An 18,517-nucleotide genomic window follows, 5' to 3' on the forward strand; every position below is an offset into this window, starting at 1 on the left:
ATTTCGATTACGCAATTGCGCTCAAAATTTTATTGAATGTTTCGCTAGGACGCATTAGTTTTGACATTAATTCATCGTTTGGCATGTAGTAACCGCCAGTATTCATTGGTGAACCTTGCGCGTCATTCAATTCTTTAACGATTTTTTCCTCATTTTGCGCCAATTCAGAAGCAATAGGAGTGAAGCGCGTTTTTAACTCAGCATCTTTATTTTGCGAAGCCAATGCTTGCGCCCAATATAATGACAAGTAGAAGTGACTTCCTCTGTTGTCAAGTTCGTGTACTTTACGAGAAGGTGATTTTTTGTTTTCTAAGAATTTATCCGTTGCGTCATCTAAAGTTTCTGATAAAACAATCGCGTTTTTATTATCATAATTTGAACCTAAATGTTCTAAAGAAACGGCTAATGCTAAGAATTCTCCTAAAGAATCCCAACGCAAATGTCCTTCTTCGTTGAATTGTTGTACGTGTTTTGGTGCAGATCCACCAGCGCCAGTTTCAAACAATCCGCCGCCATTCATTAAAGGAACGATGGAAAGCATTTTTGCACTTGTTCCTAATTCTAAAATAGGGAATAAATCCGTTAAATAATCACGTAAAACGTTTCCAGTTACTGAGATTGTCTCTTTACCATCTTTAGTACGCTCAAGTGTGTATTGTGTTGCTTCTGCTAATGCAAGAATATGAATTTCTAATCCTTCAGTATCGTAATCTTTTAAATATAGATTTACCTTTTTAATGAGTTCTGCATCATGCGCTCTTTCTTGATCTAACCAGAAAACTGCTGGCGATCCTGTCGCTTTTGCTCTGCTTACGGCTAGTTTTACCCAGTCGCGAATAGGCGCGTCTTTTACCTGGCACATTCTCCAAATGTCTCCAGTTTCAACGTTATGTTCTATTAAAGTTTTTCCTGTGGCATCTACAATTTTCACAGTTCCATTAGCTGGAATTTCGAAAGTCTTATCGTGCGAACCATATTCTTCTGCTTTTTGAGCCATTAAACCAACATTAGGAACAGTTCCCATTGTTGTTGGATCAAATGCACCGTTCTTTTTACAGAAATCAATCGTAACTTGGTATAAAGCAGCATAACTACTATCTGGAATAACAGCTATGGTATCTTGTAATTTTCCATCAGCATCCCACATTTTTCCAGAGGTACGAATCATTGCAGGCATTGAAGCATCAATAATTACGTCACTAGGTACGTGTAAGTTAGTGATTCCTTTATCAGAATTTACCATTGCGATATCTGGACCATTTTCCATTGCCACAGCAATATCTCCAATAATTTCTTCTTTCTTTTCTTGAGATAATTCGTTAAGATTATTTAATAAGTTTCCAAAACCATTATTTACATCAACTCCGATTTCGTCAAATTCAGTTTGGTATTTTTCGAATAAGTCTGCAAAATATACGCGAACTGCATGTCCAAAAATAATTGGATCACTTACTTTCATCATCGTTGCTTTCATGTGAAGCGAGAAGAGCAAACCTTTTTCTTTTGCCTCTGCAATTTCTTTTGCTAAAAAAGCTAATAATGCTTTTTTGCTCATTACTGTTGCATCGATAATTTCTCCTGCAAGTAAATCGATTCCGGCTTTTAGCGTAGTTTTGTTTCCATTTACATCAACATGTTCAATGTTTACAGATGTAGCGTCATTAATAGTTATAGATTTTTCGTTTGAACGAAAATCTCCAGCTTCCATCGTTGCTACATTCGTTTTGGAGTCTGATGACCAAACGCCCATGCTGTGTGGATTTTTCTTAGCGTAGTTTTTTACTGCTTTTGGTGCTCTACGATCTGAGTTTCCTTCACGTAATACAGGATTCACAGCAGAACCTTTTACCTTATTATATTGTTCAATAATTGCTTTATCTTTTTCCGTTTCTGCCTCTTCTGGATAATCAGGAATGGCAAATCCTTTTGCTTGTAATTCTGCAATAACGTCTTTCAACTGCGGCACTGAAGCACTTATGTTTGGTAATTTGATAATGTTTGCTTCAGGTGTTTTTGCTAATTCTCCTAATTCTGCTAATGCATCACTTACGCGTTGATCAGCGGTTAAATATTCTGGGAAATTTGCTAAAATTCTTCCTGCTAAAGAAATATCTTTGGTTTCAATGTCAATACCAGATGGCGCTGTAAATGCTTTTACGATTGGTAAAAAAGAATGTGTCGCTAAAGCTGGTGCTTCATCAGTTTTTGTATAGATAATCTTAGTTGATTTTGCCATATTAATTTACAAATATTAAAAATTGGAATTATGTATTGTAGTTTTTTCGAAGTGCAAATATACAAAAATGATAGTGGATTACAGAAGATATCGCGAAGCAGTCAATCTAGAATATCGTTTATTTTAGCTATTTTAACAAAAACAAAAGCCATATCATTGTAATTGCTTACCTTGATATGGCTTTTTGAAATGTGTAGTACTTAATAGTTTTATAATTGCTTAACAAACAATTTAGTAAAACAACACTTCAGAGTTTGAAATAAGTTCAGTCGTTATTGGCATTACACCTTAGTTTGAAACTTATTTCAGCTGTTTCTTTAAAATACCTACTTGTACATATCTACTTTAGTGACGTGTCCATTTATATGAACCTCTTTTCCTTGCGGAATTTAGGTATATACAACACTTCATTAGCATCTTAGCAATACTAACAAATTTCAGTGTTTCTCCTTGAGTCCATAATAGCGAACTATCCTAGAAATAGAGAAGCATTTTTCTTTCGTAATTCTTGTATCCAAAAATTACTTCCGAAAAAATAGATTAAATTAACAACTTGTGTTAGAACGTTCTGTACAATCTACTCGAGATCAATTTGCATTGTCTTTCTGTGAATTGTTTCATAAATATAACGTAAGTTTTTGAAAAATAAATGAATATACTAAATTAGAAATCAACAAGTTATGAACCGAAGTTGTGAACAATTGTTTATAACGAAAAAAGTCCTGCAATTTGCAGGACTTTTTTTATAATATATTTTTTGAAAGATTTTATTTGAATCTTCTCTCTTTAATTCTTGCTTTCTTACCAGTAAGACCTCTAAAGTAAAAGATACGTGCTCTACGAACTTTACCTCTTTTGTTTACTTCAATTTGTTGAAGTGCTGGTAAATTAACTGGGAAAATACGCTCAACTCCAACGGTTCCAGATATTTTTCTGATTGTAAATGTTTCAGATGAACCTGAACCTCTACGTTGAATTACAACTCCTCTAAAGAACTGTGTACGTGTTTTTTCGCCTTCACGAATTTCGTAATAAACTGTAATAGTATCTCCTGCTGCAAATACAGGAAAGTCTTTTTTTGCTACAAATTCTTCTTGTACAAATTTAATTAAAGCTTCCATTTTAAACTTTTTAATAATATTAATTCAAACCAACATATTCACGTCTATCGCCAGAGGTTGACCCAAAATTGAGTGCAAAAATAAGTATTTTTTTTGAATGTTAAATGTTAAATTATGAATTTTTCCAATGTGTCAATTTGAAAATATGTCGATTTGATAATTATTAAGCTAAAAAACGGTCAACACTATTTAGGGAAGTACAATATTGAAGTCCCTTTTAGAGAAGTTGGGGAAATTAGATTTCAATTAAGTCCTGAATTATGGGAACGTTGGTTAAGTAGTGGCGGACGTGCAGAAGGAATTGAAATAATTGATGCTGAACGCAGAGAAGTTATATTGACTGATCCGACAAGAGCACAACTATTAAGTGTTGATCTTCCGCCAAGAGCATACTATCCGTTAAGCGTAGAATTTAGAATGAATGAAGGTGTGCAACAATCTGTAAATTATCATTTTGCGTTCTCTCAAAATCTATCGGAAGAACTTGAAAGCGAATTTGGAAGTGAATGTCACTATTTTGTTGAATTTAATGGAAGAAGTGATGAAGAAATATCAGAGCCATTCAGAAGAACTGCAACAGACGATACTATTGTATTAATTCCAAATCCGAGTCGTGGGCAATTTACAGTTCAAATTCAAGAAGCTCAAGTACAACGCGGAATAATTCAAGTATTAGATGTAAATACGGGGCAAATAATATATGAAAAAGTATTCAGTCATCAAGATAAAATTCCTGTAGATTTAGGAAACTTACGTCCAAATGTATACATCTTAAAACTAATCACAGACAAAAAAGTAACAACGAAACGTATTATCGTTAACTAATCCAATACTATATTATTTTTAATTTTAAAATAAACCAAAAGCGGTAATTTATCTTGTATAAATTGCCGCTTTTTTTTGAACTAAAAAAATAATGTGTCAATTTGAAAATGTGTTAATTTGATAATTCCTTAAAATACAACGACTAAAATGCTAACAGCGAAGCAAATTTTAGTTTAAAAGTTGAAAGGTTTATAAGTTTATTCTATTGAGTAAATAATTCACATACCAAAAAAACATGCTGACTTGCAGATTATTTCTTAAAATCAAAAAACAGTGTCGACAAACAACCTTGAATCATTGAATTCTTAAATTGAGCGAAGCGATACTAAAAGCATTGCACAACCCTAAAATAATTGTACTTTTGTATTCTTGAAATCAAAATAGTTCAAAAAAACACAAAATTATGAATTCATACGATGTAGCCGTAATTGGCTCTGGTCCTGGCGGATATGTTGCCGCAATAAGATGTGCGCAATTAGGAATGAAAACAGCAATTATTGAAAAATATAGCACTTTAGGTGGAACTTGCTTAAATGTAGGTTGTATTCCATCAAAAGCATTGCTAGATTCTTCGCATCATTACGAAGAAGCTATCAAGCACTTTGACGATCACGGAATTGAAATTTCAGGAGAAGTAAAAGTAAATCTTGAAAAAATGATTGCTCGTAAAACGGCTGTTGTCGATCAAACGACTGGTGGAATTGATTTCTTGATGAAGAAAAATAAAATTGATGTCTACGAAGGTTTGGGTAGTTTTAAAGATGCAACTCACGTAAACATCGCCAAAAATGATGGAACTTCGGAAGAAATAGAAGCAAAAAATATCATCATTGCTACTGGAAGTAAACCCGCAAACTTACCATTTATCAAACTAGATAAAGAAAGAGTGATCACGTCAACAGAAGCCTTAAAACTAAAAGAAATACCAAAACACATGCTTGTCATTGGCGGCGGCGTTATTGGTTTGGAATTAGGACAAGTATACAAACGTTTAGGTTCAGAAGTTACTGTAATTGAGTTCATGGACAGAATCATCTCAGGAATGGACGCAGGACTTTCTAAAGAGTTGACAAAAGTATTCAAAAAGCAAAAATTTAAAATTAACACATCTCACAAAGTAACTTCTGTGGAACGTGTTGGTGATGAGGTTGTTGTAAAAGCTGAAAACAAAAAAGGCGAAGAAGTAGAATTTAAAGGCGATTACTGCCTAGTTTCTGTCGGTCGTCGTCCATATACGGACGGATTGAACGCAGAAGCGGCTGGCGTAAAAATTGACGATAAAGGTAGAGTAGAAGTAAACGCGTACTTGCAAACTTCGGCTTCAAACATTTACGCAATTGGCGATGTTGTAAAAGGAGCAATGTTAGCACACAAAGCATCTGAAGAAGGTACAATGGTAGCGGAAATCATCGCAGGACAAAAACCACATATTGATTACAATCTAATTCCTGGAGTTGTCTATACATGGCCAGAAGTTTCGGCTGTTGGAAAAACAGAGGAAGAATTAACAGAAGCTGGAATTGCGTACAAAACGGGACAATTTCCAATGCGAGCTTTGGGTAGAAGTAGAGCAAGTATGGATTTAGACGGTTTCGTTAAAATATTAGCAGACGAAAAAACAGATGAAATCTTAGGAATCCACATGATTGGTGCCAGAGCAGCCGATCTAATCGCAGAAGCAGTTGTAGCAATGGAATACAGAGCATCTGCGGAAGATATAGCACGTATGTCACACGCACATCCAACATTTGCAGAAGCAATCAAAGAAGCAGCGTTGGCAGCTACGGAAGACAGAGCATTACATATATAAATTAAAAGATTAAAAGATTAAAAGATTGAAAGATTGAAAGATTGAAAGATTGAAAGATTGAAAAAAAATTAAAAAAATAAAAAGATGAAGAAAAGTTTAATGATAGCGAGCATGTTTATAGGAATTATAGCATTCTCATCATGTTCTAGTGATGACGGAACGCCTCCAGTGCCAACGTCAACTTTAACTGTAAATCTAAATGGTGTAGCGCCATTACCAAGTAATTTCGTGTACGAAGGTTGGATTGTAGTCAACAATACGCCAATTTCAACAGGAAGATTCAACACAGGATCGGTGAATTCAACACAAACATTTACTTTAGTTACTGCGGATTTAGATGTGGCAACGGAATTTATTTTGTCAATTGAACTCGCAACAGGAGACGATCCAGCGCCTTCAAATACAAAAATTTTAAAAGGTGGTTTTGTGGCAAATGCAGCTACATTATCAATCAATAGCGTGGTTGGAAATTTTGCAAATACGACGACTCCATTTTCAGGATCTTTCGTTACAGATACTCCAACGGATAATGTTGGCGGAGTTGATAATGGAAACAATGATAGAGGTGTTTGGTTTATACAAAACATGACAACGGCAGGATTAATAAATCTTCCGCAGCTTTCTGCAGGTTGGAAATATGAAGGTTGGGCAGTATTTAATACCGGTTCTGCACCAGCAACCACAGGAAAATTTACAAGTGCAAATGCAGCAGACAGTTCGTCTCCGTATAGTGGAAATGAACCTGCACCATTATTTCCAGGAGAAGATTTCTTATTCAATCTTCCAGCGGGAATTGACGGAATCGTAACAGGATTACCAGTTGTAATTTCGGTTGAGCCAGATTTAGTAGGCGATCCAAATGAGCCTTTCTTCTTAAAACCAATTACAGGAACAGAAGGAATAAGTAATAATGGTTTGTCTGTTACAAACAATATCAACGCAACTATCAACGGAACTGCGGTTAGATAATTACTATAAATTATATAAAAAGTATAAAAAAACTCCAGAACTATCTGGAGTTTTTTTATACCTAAAATGTAAGTTCTTATTTTTAGTTGCGACTGCTGAGTTAGTAACTTATATAAAGTCTATTTTTAGTGTCAAATATTGTCCAGAATTAACATGACAGCATGACAGTTTAGATCTTCTTTTTATGTTATATTTTTCATTGAAGAAAGCATATTTAATCACTTGATATTCAAATATTTAAATAATAATTTTTAACAATATTAAAATTATTTAAAAAAATGCTTTTTAGACTCGTAATGACTACTAATTCGTATCTTTCATAATTATAAATTACAACACATGAAAATAACAAAAGGACAATGGCGTAATATTATTTTTTTTGTACTAATTGCGTTGATAGTTTTTACGCCAGTTGGAACATACGTTAAAGTAAAACTGAATCAAGTGAAAATTGCGTTTTCAAATCCTTCCAGTATTGAAGAATCGGAAAGAGAAGTTGTGAGCGATTTTAATTGGAATTTGGTAGATAGTTCAGGGGAAAAAGTCAACTTTCAGGAAATGGAAGGAGAAATTATTCTTGTGAACTTCTGGGCAACTTGGTGTCCGCCTTGTATTGCAGAAATGCCAAGTTTGAACGAATTGCACACAGATTATAAAGATAAAATTAAGTTTGTATTTGTTGCGAATGATGAAAAAGTAAAAGTAGATTCTTATCTGAAAAAGAACAATTACAATTTGCCTGTATATTACGCTTCAGATAAAGCACCAAAGGAATTATATTCCAACAGTATTCCAGCTACTTTTTTGATTGATGATCGAGGAAAAATAATCATGAAAGAACTTGGTTCATCCGATTGGAATAGCACAAACGTTCGCAATCAAATTGATGAATTACTGGCTTTTTCGCTTGCTGAATAAATTCATCAAAAATAAACTTGAAAGAATCATTGTAAAAGCGTACACTGAATCTTCCACAGGAATTGTTCCCATGCGAATGCCTAAATTTTCAGCATTGTTGTACCAAACAACAGGTTTTTCAATCCAAGTTCCCGTCAAAACTCCATTCACTAAAAAAAACGGAATCAACATCACGAGAAACGTCAAATAATAGCTTTCTAAGATTTTTGGCGAAACTTTCATCACAATAAAAAGTAAAATTGCGCCATACGCTAAATCAATTACTGTGTACCATTTGTCGTAGAAAACAATCGCGCCAAGCGTAAAAATGATTAAAAGAATGTAACTAATTGTTTGCGATACTTTTGCAGATAATCGCATGTTTGGAAAAATATATTGCAACGAATAGTGCGTAAAAATACACGCGTACGGAATGCAGATAAAGAATAACCATTCTTCAATTGGCAACGAAAAAATTGTGTATTCTAGAAAATAATCAGGATTAAATCCCCAAAAATCATTAATCGTAAATAGTACGTCCCAAGGAATAAACACCAACATCGTGATGAAAATCGCAGGAAATAGATATTTCCAATGTTTATAGAATTTTAATTTAGGATGAAAACTGAATAAAAACGGAACTACAAACGATCCGATATTTAGTAGAATGTATAAACTCTTCATGCGAATGAATTAGTTGCGCTTAAAATATTTCATAGGAACCCACAACATTCCAAAGCATTCTCCATTGCCTTTTCCTAAATGTTTGTGATGAATTTTGTGCGCTCTGCGAATTCCTTTTGCATACCAATTATCCGCTTTTCGTAACAGTTTGAAACGTTGATGAATAAAGATATCATGTACAATAAAATAGGCGAGTCCGTAGGCGAAAATTCCAATTCCGATAGGCAATCCTGCCCAAAAGATATCATATTTCCACAATAAAAAACAAGTTATACTGACTACAGCATAGAAAATAAAAAAAGCATCATTTCGCTCAAACCATGAATCGTGATCTTTGTGATGATGATCTTCGTGTAGCGACCATAAAAAACCGTGCATTACGTATTTGTGCGTTGCCCACGCCATAAATTCCATAAAACAAAATGTTGCTAAAAATATTGCTATCCAAATAAGAGTTGTCATTTTTTCTTTTCTATTTTAGATCAAATTCAGTTGATAATTTACGTAAGAATTCGCTAATAACGCCATTTTTTGATAATTTGGAATACGAATTCTCGCATTTTTAATCTTCGTTGAAGGCGTTTTTTTAAGCTTCTTTAGTAATTTAAAATAATATTTATATGCGGTAAATACACCAAATTTAGCTTCTATCGGTAATTTTGAAATTCCAGCTAAACCAAGTTTAAAATCGTGTTCAATTTCCGTTATAATTTTTTGTTTGGATGCTTCATCTAAATTTTTCAAATCAGCATCTGGGAAATAGGTACGATCTAAATCTTCAAAATCAGCTTTTAAATCCCGTAAAAAGTTCACTTTCTGAAAAGCGGAACCAAGTGACATTGCCGAAGATTTTAATTCTTCATACTTTTCTACATCGCCTTTTACAAACACTTTTAAGCACATTAATCCAACAACATCTGCAGAACCATAAATATATTCTTGGTATTCTTCGTGTGTTAAATATACTTTTTTGTCTAAATCTTGACGCATACTTTTCATGAAAGCATCAATCAAGTGTTTAGGAATATTGTAGGTATGAACCGTATGTTGAAACGAATTCAAAATAGGATTTAGGCTAATTTTACGTTCCAACGCGCAATCCAAATCTGCTTGAAACTTATCGAGCAGGAACTTTTTGTCGTAGTCATGAAAAGAATCTACAATTTCATCTGCAAATCTTACAAAACCATAAATATTGTAAATGTCTTGTCGTATAGATGGCGACAACATTTTAGTAGCTAACGAAAACGATGTGCTGTAGGACTTCGTGACTTGTGTGCTACATTGATACGAAACTGAATCAAATAGGGCTTTCATTCGGTTGGTGTTTTATAATTAATTCGGCTACTAATTTCCCGGAAATCAATGCTGGAGGAACTCCAGGACCGGGAACTGTTAATTGTCCAGTAAAATATAAATTTGATACTTTTTTACTTTTTAAATTAGGTCTTAAAAATGCGGTTTGCAGCAATGTATTTGCCATTCCGTATGCGTTTCCTTTATATGAATTGTATTCTTTTATAAAATCGTTTACACAGAAAGACTCCTTAAATATAATATTATTTGAGATATCTTGTTGTGTAATTTCCTGAAATCTATTCATGATAATATCAAAATATTGTTCACGGAGTTCAGGTGTATCTTCTAAGCCTGGCGCGATCGGAATTAAAAAAAATCCTCCTTCTTTTCCTTCTGGAGCTGCCGCAGCATCTGTCATTGATGGAAAATTCGCATAAAATAAAGGATCTTTTGGCCAAGCAGCTTTGTCATAAATATCGTGTGCATGCGCATCAAAATCGACATCAAAAAATAATGTATGATGCGATACATTTTTTAGTTTTTTGTCAAATCCGACATAAAATAATAAGGAAGAAGGTGCAAATGTTTTCTTTTCCCAATACTTTTCAGAATATTGACGAAATTGAGGAGCTAACAAAGTTTCCGAAAAATGATAATCTGCGCCAGATAAGACAATATCAGCGGTAAACAAGCCTTTGTCTGTAACAACTTCAGTTGCTTTTTTATCTTTAATTTTTATTTCTTTAACGTTTTCATCGGTCATAACAATGACGCCCAAACTTTTAGCCAAGGTTTCCATTGCTTCAATAACGCTGTACATTCCGCCAGTTGGATGCCAAGTTCCTAATCCGAAATCGGCATAATTCATAAAGCTATAAAAAGAAGGTGTATCACTTGGTTTTGCGCCTAAAAATAATACTGGAAACTCTAATATTTTAATCAATCGATCATTTTTAAATTCTTTACGAACATCACGTTTGATGTTACTAAAAAACTGACCAATTTTTTTGATTGTTTTTGCATTCACTAATTCCAAAGGAGAAACGCCAGGTTTGTACACCAAATCTTTGATGGCTACATTGTAATTATCTTCGGCATTTGCGATAAATTTTCTCAGTTTTATACTACTTCCTTCTTCTTCATTTTCAAAAGCTGTACAAATTTTTTCTAACGTATCTTCTATGAGAATAGAATCATCTTCACCAAAATATACTTGATATGCGGGATTTAATTTATCTAAATGATAAAAATCAGAAGGTTTTTTGTCAAAGTCATTGAAGAAACGTTCAAAAACGTCGGGCATCCAATACCAAGATGGACCAAGATCGAATGTAAATCCATCTCGCTTCAATTGTCTGGCTCTGCCACCAACAGTAGCATTCTTTTCCAAAATTATCACATCGTAACCAGCTTTTGCTAAATAGCAGGAAGCAGATAAGGAGGAAAATCCAGCACCAATAATTATAATTTTTGATTTCATTGTTTAACAAATGTAGTAAAAAGTTAAACAAAAATAAAATAGAACTCTAAATTTCTTCAACTAATTCCGTTATTGATTTAAAAACTTTAAGATTTTTGTGGTTTTTATCGTTCTTCACGTTTTTTGCCTGATAGCCCAAAAGCCATAAATGATGATCTTTGAAGCCAACTTTGTCATTAAATTCTTGAAGATACTCTTCTATCCGATTTTCTGGTGGAGTGACCGTAAAGTAAGAGATAAAATGCGAATTTGGAAAATAATTTTTAATAGTTGTCAAACTGTCTATTGGAATTGTTTGTCCTAAATAAATAGTATGATATCCTTTGAGTTGCAATTCGTAATTCAAGTACAACAAACCAATTTCGTGAATTTCATTTTCTGGTAAAAAAAGCACAAATGTTTTTGATTTTTTTGATTTTTTAATGGATTGAATCCGTTCTGTGTTAAAAATAACCTTTTGTTTTATCAAACTAGAGATGAAATGCTCATGCGCAGGATTGATCGTATTTGTATGCCACAACACGCCAATTTCATTCAATAAAGGAATAAATGTATCATAAAAAATTTCTCTAAAGGATTTCTCCAAGAGTAATTCAGTATAGGTATTGTTGAATAGACTATAATCGAAATTAAGCATTGAAAGTTTAAAAGAATTCAACGCTTCGTTGTGGACATTGTTATCAGTCGCTATTTCCCGAACTAAAATGTGAATTTCATTTTCAGGAATATCAGCTATCTTAGAAATTTTATAACCATTTTTATAAAGTAATGTGATGTTGAGAAGTTTTTGTAAACTTTTAATATCGTACGTCCGGATATTTGTGTCAGTTCTTTCTGGTGCTAACAATTCATATCTTTTTTCCCATATGCGAATTGTATGCGCCTTAACTCCTGAAAGATTTTCTAAGTCTTTGATGCTAAATTTAGTCTTAACACAGTCCATTTGTTTAATCTTTTTAATAAGATGATAAACAAAAATAACGCTTTTATATTGAATTGGTTATGAATAATGTTATTTTTATGTGAATAAGAATTAGTACCAATAAAAAAAGCTACCAAATTTGATAGCTTTTAAGTTTGAATAACAATTTTTAACACTTTGCATCAAAAGTTTGATTGCACCAAACTTGCACCGACAATTGTACAGTACAATTTCCAAGCGGTCTTGGTAATGTTTGGCAAACATGCGGCTGTACCGTTAATGCAATTGTACAATTACCAACTGGAATAGCACATGTAACTGTAAATTTTTGATCTACACCACCATTTACGGAGTTTTGGTTTAAAGATGATACGACTTGTTTTTTCAAGTTCAAAGTGGTTAATTTTCTTTTTTTCATGATACTGATGTTTTAGTTTACACTAAATTAGAAAGATAAAGTTTGGTATAAAACTAAAATAGGTCGTCATTTATAAATAACGACCTATTTGTCTTATAATGAGGTGTTTTCTTTAGAAAAGAGAGCCTTCAACTGTTAAATTTACTGAATAAACATTCTTTATAAATACAAGAAAAGTGAACCGAAGCCCACTTTTCCTACTCATACATTTTATATGATATGAATTACTTTTTTATAATTTTTTCAACGAATGTCTTCGATTTGGTACGAACCTTCACGAAATACATTCCTTGTAAGTTCCGTTGAATATCTACGGAAAGTTTGGTGCTATTTTCAAAATCAAGTGTTTTAATCAAATCACCTTTGAAATCTAAAATTTGCAGTGTTCCGCTTTCTTCTTCATCAAAATATACAGAAAACATACCTTGATTTGGATTTGGTGCGATATGCATTTTCTGAATAATTGGCTCATTAGACACATCTTGAATCGTAGTTTCATCAATATATGCAATCGTATTATCTGAATTTCGGCTTACAAAAGTACCTGTACAACCTTCAATATACGCTCTAAAAACTGAACCATTTAGCGCGTCAAATCCTGGAATCATAACAACTTCGTCTCCTGCATGATAAATTGCAGTAGCACTTGCACTAATTGTATTGGAAGCTTCTATAGCACTGGAAGCTTCTTGTGTGTCCGTACCTGAAGGTACATTTGTAGTGATACTCAATGTTACAGGACATGGTGATATGAGTAAGGCTGCTGCACAAACGTCAATTAATCCATGACCATAATTGTTATCTGGTCCAGGTGTGCCTAAATCGATTGCAGATTGCATTAGTGCATCTTTAATTTGATCTACCGTAGCATTCGGATTCACTTGTCTCAGTAATGCAACAGCTCCTGCAATATGTGGAGTTGCCATAGAAGTTCCGTTAAAAGAACTGTATCCGCCGCCTGGAACAGAAGATCGTACGGAAGATCCACGTGCTACAACTTCTGGTTTTATTGCCAAAGCTGGATCTGTAGTACATGTTGATGGACCTCTACTACTATAGGAAGCAATAGTATTTCCCGAAGTATCTAAAGCGCCTACTGAAAATGAATTGTAAGCAGTAGTAGCTCTGTCAGCAGGCGTTCGTAACGAACTACTTCCTTGCGATCCTTCATTACCAGCTGCAAAAACTACAACTACGGTTGCCGCTTCTACATTGTCAATTACAGACCAAAAAGTAGTATCACATGGAGCAGGAACGTGCGCGAATGGTACCAATCCCCAAGAATTAGAGCTTACATCCGGAACATCGCTCACGGTAGCAGGATTTCCATCAGGATCAGCTGTCCATTGAAAAGCTAATAATGCTTTAGAAATTGTATTGCTAATACCGCCAATATCAATTACACCTGCTGAAATCCATTCAGAATCATAGGCAACACCGATAATATCTCCAGGAACACTTCCTAAAATGGTTCCCATGGTATGTGTTCCGTGTGATCCTGAATCTACAGGAAAACTTGGTGATAAACCATTTGGATCAAACCAAGCTTCTCCTGGCGTAACACCAGCTGCATTTCCACGCCATTTTGCCGTTAATGCAGGATGATTTCCGTCAACACCAGTATCTAAGTGCGATACTAAACGTCCAGCTCCAGTAATTCCTTGTGCCCACAAACAATCTGCGTTTATAAGTAAGACGCCATCTTCTACGCCGTTAGCAGCTGCAATTGATGCTTTGGTTTCTTCCATAGGACGAATGGAAGCAATAAGATAATCCATGTAAACGTATGCAATATCTTTGTGTTGACTAATTTCTGCGACTGTTTTTGCTTTCGCTTTCACAAGCACAGCATTAATAATCCAGAGTGGTTTATACGAGATAACATCTCCTCGATTTTTTTGCATATTCAAGTACGATACAAAATCTTGTTGGGTACTTTTTGCCTTATTTTGCAGCATAGTAACCACTTGTTCATGAAGTTGTTGTCTTGAGAGGTTTTCTTGATTTCTTTTCAACTCGGCAAGACCTACTTGGTCATTCAACATTACAATAAAAGAAACTTGTTCTTCTGCTTGTTTTGTTTTGAGTTCTGCTAGTAAATTTTCATCAATTTTTTCTTGGGCTATACCTGAATAGCAAACAAAAGAGAGAAAACTTAGTATGTATATATGTAAGTTTTTCATAATGTTAGTGTTTAAGGATAGCACTTATTTTTTATTGATTTCGTTTTCTAGTTTTTCTGATAAAGCATCTACTTGTTTTTGTAGTTTAATGATGTACAACGTTAATTCTTCAATTTTTTCTTGTTGAATACGTGCAATATCTCCCAATTCAATTCCTTCTTCTTCTACTTGCTTTTCAGAAGGAACATTTGGCAAGTGACCGTTTTCTTTGATAAAATTTTCTACTTCTTGAATAGGTAATAATTTATAATCAGCATCAAACACATAATCTGCCCAACCTGTACGCACGCGAATTTCTTCTGTTAAAATACCGCCTTTTACATATAAACTGTACGCACTTGTATTTGCGCCACCAACACTGTTTGGTAATTGATTCGTGTTGATTCCGACTTTATTTATATTAAATTCTCCATAAATTAATGGTGTTGTCGTTGTTGAATTGTCAATATATAATTTGTCACTTCCAGTTTCGCTGTATCCTGCATCGTTCCCTAAAAACACATTTCCAGCTCCACTAGAATTGTTATATCCTGAACGATAGCCTAAAAAGACATTGTACTTTCCATCTTTAATTACACGACCACTTTCTGTACCGAGAGCTACATTATAATTTCCTCCAGGCGCTCCATTTGATCCAAATCCAGCATTGTTTCCTACATATACATTTCCAAATCCATCAGCATTATAAAATCCAGATCCAGAACCCAATAATGTATTACCGGTTCCACCTGTATTATTTTGTCCAGCACCGCTACCTAAAGTTGCATTATAACCTCCAGTATTTATTCTTCCAGAGTATGCTCCCATAAAAGTATTGTTATTTCCTTTGCTAGATTTTCCTGATTGTGATCCCATGAACGTATTGTTATAGCTAGTATTATCATCGCGTCCTGAATCATAACCAAAGTAAGAGTTGTTGCTTCCTGAGGTTGTACTTCGTCCACTAAAATGTCCAAAAAAGCTATTGAAACGGGCATTAGCGGTATTCCCTGAAAAATACCCTACATAGGTTGAGAGGCCACCGCCAGTTCCTGAGCCTGTTCCGAAATTAGTGACTTGTGCTTGTAAAGCGTTTACTGAAAATAAAGCGATTCCCGCCATTAACAGATTAAAAATTATTTTTTTCATAATTTAAAGTTTTTGTTGGTTATGGTTTACCTAAAATTACGATAAAAAACCTCTTTTTTAGTAAGTTTTAAACATACTAATTGTATGTTTTTACGTAACGTTAATTAAATTAAAATGCTTATTATAAACGGTTTATATCTAAAATAGATATGAAAGAGTATGATTGCTTCTGTATGTTTGAATACTATATGTAGTGTGAGAAGAATGTTGGAAATGACACATAACAAAAGATAGAAATTGGAAATAATTCCTCGATTACGAAACCAGAATGTTAAGGAATATAAAAGTAGATTGATTGTTTAAAAAACTATTTCTCACGTAAGTGATTGTATACTTTTTCAAATAAAAACATACTAATGAAAAACAACAAAGCACCCACAAGACCGCTAAAAAAGAAGACAACAATATCAAAAAAGAAATCATTTCGATGCGTTTGCATGTGCGTACTTGTGTACTGCTCTAAACCATAAAAAGTTAATGCCCAACAAACTCCAAATAATAATGAAATTGCCGCAGCTTTTAGGAATATGAAAATATATTTTAAGTAGTAACGCATGTGCATAAAAGTAGTAAAATCTTATGGTTTTTGTTTTTTTTGAATATGAAAAAGAATCATTTCTTTGTGTTTTAGGCTACTTTTTAGAAATGTGTTTTATTTTATATATCTAATAATCAGATTATTGGAGTTTATTTTTAAAAAATATCAAAAAAAATAAAAAAAAGTTTTTTCAATTCATTTTTTTACTATGTTTGTTCTGTAAATGAGTTCACTAATAGAACGCATTGCCTATATAAATGGATACTATTTTCAGATTTGGGCCTAGGAGGATAAAGAAGTCTACTCCGAAAGCTGTCTTAGGGATAAGATGCCAAATTCTCAGGCTGACTTCTGAAGCAGGACATACTTTCAAGCGTTTGTCCAAGCGCACATTCATGCCATTTACGGTATTCACTTTTCGTATTTAAGAAACTCAATTCTATTTTAAAATTAATAACGATTCATAACATAACCCTTATTATTTCTTAATTTTTTTATTCATTAAAATGAAAACTAAATACATTGATCTCATCGAGCAGACTTTTGATTTTCCTCAAAAAGAATTCAAACTTGATGATAACAACAAATTACAATTTCACGGCATTGACCTTACAAATCTCATTGCTGAGTATGGAACGCCTTTAAAATTTACGTACCTACCAAAAATCTCCGAAAACATCAACAATGCAAAAAATTGGTTTGCAGATGCGATTGAAAAGAATAACTATAATGGAAAATATCATTACTGTTATTGTACTAAAAGCTCGCATTTCAAACATGTATTAAATGAAGCATTAAAGAATGATATTCACATTGAAACATCATCCGCTTTTGATATTGATATTGTTGAAAACCTAAAAGCACAAGGAAAAATTACGGATGACACTTTTGTAATTAGTAATGGTTTTAAACGCGATCAGTATGTAAAAAATATTGGTAAATTGATCAATAACGGACACAAAAACTGTATTCCAATTATTGACAATTACGAGGAAATCAACTTATTAAGTCAAGAAATCAAAGGAAACTACAATATCGGAATTCGAATTGCTTCTGAAGAAGAACCAAAATTTGAATTTTACACATCTCGTTTGGGAATTGGATATAAAAACATTGTACCTTTTTACAATCGCGATATCAAAGACAATCCAAAAGTGACATTAAAAATGTTACACTTTTTCATCAATACAGGAATTCGAGATACTGCCTATTATTGGAACGAATTGTCGAAATGTTTGAAAGTATATGTCAATCTTAAAAAAGTATGCCCTTCACTAGATAGTTTAAATATTGGTGGCGGTTTCCCGATAAAAAACTCGTTAGCGTTTGATTATGATTATGCCTATATGATTGATGAAATTATTCTGCAAATCAAACAAACTTGCGACGAAGCTGGCGTAGCAGTTCCAAATATATTTACAGAATTTGGAAGCTATACGGTTGGCGAAAGTGGCGGTGCTATTTATGAAGTATTATACCAAAAACTACAAAATGATCGTGAAAAATGGAATATGATCAACTCATCTTTCATTACAACTATGCCAGATACTTGGGCAATCAACAAACGATTTGTGATGTTGCCAATAAATGGATGGCAAAAAGAATATGAGCGTGTATTACTTGGCGGATTAACCTGCGATAGTGACGATTACTACAACAGTGAGCAACACATGAACGCAATATATCTTCCAAAATATAGCAAAGAAAAACCATTATACATTGGGTTTTTTAACACAGGAGCGTATCAAGAAACCATTGGTGGATTTGGCGGATTACAACATTGTCTCATTCCACAACCAAAACACATCTTAATCGATCGTGATGAAGCAGGAGAAATTGTAACGCGTGTATTTGCACCGCAACAGACTTCTGAAAATTTACTATCAATCTTAGGATATGATTACGGAATCAACAATGCATTAGCATTAAAAGAAGAAGAAAAAATTGGTTGTAACGAAACAATCAAATCAACATAACCAAACAATTACAACTTTAAAAAAGTCTTAT

The 18,517-nt window shown here is 33.6% G+C and carries 16 protein-coding genes; 5 read left to right on the top strand and 11 right to left on the bottom strand.

Annotation, left to right across the window (positions count from 1 at the left end; genetic code table 11):
• Positions 1 to 7: 7 nt before the first annotated feature.
• Together IMCC3317_RS22955 and rplS are read right to left on the bottom strand one after the other, a co-directional pair.
• A complete protein-coding gene (locus IMCC3317_RS22955; protein WP_160131787.1) occupies positions 8 to 2,236 on the bottom strand; it encodes an NADP-dependent isocitrate dehydrogenase in 2,229 nt (742 codons plus the stop codon).
• 767 nt (positions 2,237 to 3,003) lie between these two features.
• Entirely contained in the window at positions 3,004 to 3,357 is a 354-nt protein-coding gene (gene rplS, locus IMCC3317_RS22960; protein ID WP_160131788.1) for a 50S ribosomal protein L19, read from the bottom strand.
• Positions 3,358 to 3,510: 153 nt separating this feature from the next.
• Here rplS and IMCC3317_RS22965 point away from each other — a divergent pair, with 153 nt between their 5' ends.
• From IMCC3317_RS22965 to IMCC3317_RS22980, 4 genes are all read left to right on the top strand, one after another.
• Entirely contained in the window at positions 3,511 to 4,182 is a 672-nt protein-coding gene (locus tag IMCC3317_RS22965) for a T9SS type A sorting domain-containing protein (RefSeq protein WP_160131789.1), read from the top strand.
• Positions 4,183 to 4,585: 403 nt separating this feature from the next.
• Entirely contained in the window at positions 4,586 to 5,992 is a 1,407-nt protein-coding gene (gene lpdA / locus IMCC3317_RS22970) for a dihydrolipoyl dehydrogenase (RefSeq protein WP_160131790.1), read from the top strand.
• A gap of 84 nt (positions 5,993 to 6,076) precedes the next feature.
• Complete coding sequence (locus tag IMCC3317_RS22975; protein ID WP_160131791.1) at positions 6,077 to 6,961, top strand: anti-sigma factor; 885 nt, start codon at positions 6,077 to 6,079, stop codon at positions 6,959 to 6,961.
• Positions 6,962 to 7,300: 339 nt separating this feature from the next.
• Complete coding sequence (locus tag IMCC3317_RS22980) at positions 7,301 to 7,879, top strand: TlpA family protein disulfide reductase (RefSeq protein WP_160131792.1); 579 nt, start codon at positions 7,301 to 7,303, stop codon at positions 7,877 to 7,879.
• Here the strand turns inward: IMCC3317_RS22980 and IMCC3317_RS22985 are convergent.
• The 9 genes from IMCC3317_RS22985 to IMCC3317_RS23025 form a co-directional block, all read right to left on the bottom strand.
• Positions 7,853 to 8,542: a lycopene cyclase domain-containing protein gene (locus IMCC3317_RS22985; protein WP_160131793.1), complete on the bottom strand. Its 690-nt coding sequence runs from the start codon at positions 8,540 to 8,542 to the stop codon at positions 7,853 to 7,855. The two genes, IMCC3317_RS22980 and IMCC3317_RS22985, sit on opposite strands and share 27 nt — an antisense overlap.
• Positions 8,543 to 8,551: 9 nt before the next feature.
• Positions 8,552 to 9,004: a sterol desaturase family protein gene (locus IMCC3317_RS22990; RefSeq protein WP_160131794.1), complete on the bottom strand. Its 453-nt coding sequence runs from the start codon at positions 9,002 to 9,004 to the stop codon at positions 8,552 to 8,554.
• A gap of 15 nt (positions 9,005 to 9,019) precedes the next feature.
• On the bottom strand, positions 9,020 to 9,859 hold the full coding sequence (locus IMCC3317_RS22995) for a phytoene/squalene synthase family protein (protein WP_160131795.1): 840 nt from the start codon (positions 9,857 to 9,859) through the stop codon (positions 9,020 to 9,022).
• Positions 9,843 to 11,321, bottom strand: coding sequence for a phytoene desaturase family protein (locus tag IMCC3317_RS23000; protein ID WP_160131796.1), 1,479 nt, complete (start codon positions 11,319 to 11,321; stop codon positions 9,843 to 9,845). The genes IMCC3317_RS22995 and IMCC3317_RS23000 overlap by 17 nt, the downstream gene beginning before the upstream one ends.
• 46 nt (positions 11,322 to 11,367) lie before the next feature.
• A complete protein-coding gene (locus tag IMCC3317_RS23005) occupies positions 11,368 to 12,264 on the bottom strand; it encodes a MerR family transcriptional regulator (RefSeq protein WP_160131797.1) in 897 nt (298 codons plus the stop codon).
• Positions 12,265 to 12,412: 148 nt separating this feature from the next.
• Entirely contained in the window at positions 12,413 to 12,661 is a 249-nt protein-coding gene (locus IMCC3317_RS23010; RefSeq protein WP_160131798.1) for a hypothetical protein, read from the bottom strand.
• 224 nt (positions 12,662 to 12,885) lie between these two features.
• Positions 12,886 to 14,844 carry a S8 family peptidase gene (locus IMCC3317_RS23015; protein ID WP_160131799.1) on the bottom strand — a complete coding sequence of 653 codons (1,959 nt, stop codon included), beginning with the start codon at positions 14,842 to 14,844 and terminating at the stop codon, positions 12,886 to 12,888.
• A gap of 24 nt (positions 14,845 to 14,868) precedes the next feature.
• Entirely contained in the window at positions 14,869 to 15,972 is a 1,104-nt protein-coding gene (locus tag IMCC3317_RS23020) for a hypothetical protein (protein ID WP_160131800.1), read from the bottom strand.
• 307 nt (positions 15,973 to 16,279) lie between these two features.
• Positions 16,280 to 16,528, bottom strand: coding sequence for a hypothetical protein (locus tag IMCC3317_RS23025; RefSeq protein WP_160131801.1), 249 nt, complete (start codon positions 16,526 to 16,528; stop codon positions 16,280 to 16,282).
• Between the two features lie 488 nt (positions 16,529 to 17,016).
• On the opposite strand from IMCC3317_RS23025, the gene IMCC3317_RS23030 reads away from it, so the two are divergent.
• Positions 17,017 to 18,486 carry an arginine decarboxylase gene (locus IMCC3317_RS23030; protein WP_160131802.1) on the top strand — a complete coding sequence of 490 codons (1,470 nt, stop codon included), beginning with the start codon at positions 17,017 to 17,019 and terminating at the stop codon, positions 18,484 to 18,486.
• Positions 18,487 to 18,517 lie beyond the last annotated feature (31 nt).

Origin of the sequence: Kordia antarctica, assembly GCF_009901525.1 — a bacterium.
Classification (GTDB): domain Bacteria; phylum Bacteroidota; class Bacteroidia; order Flavobacteriales; family Flavobacteriaceae; genus Kordia; species Kordia antarctica.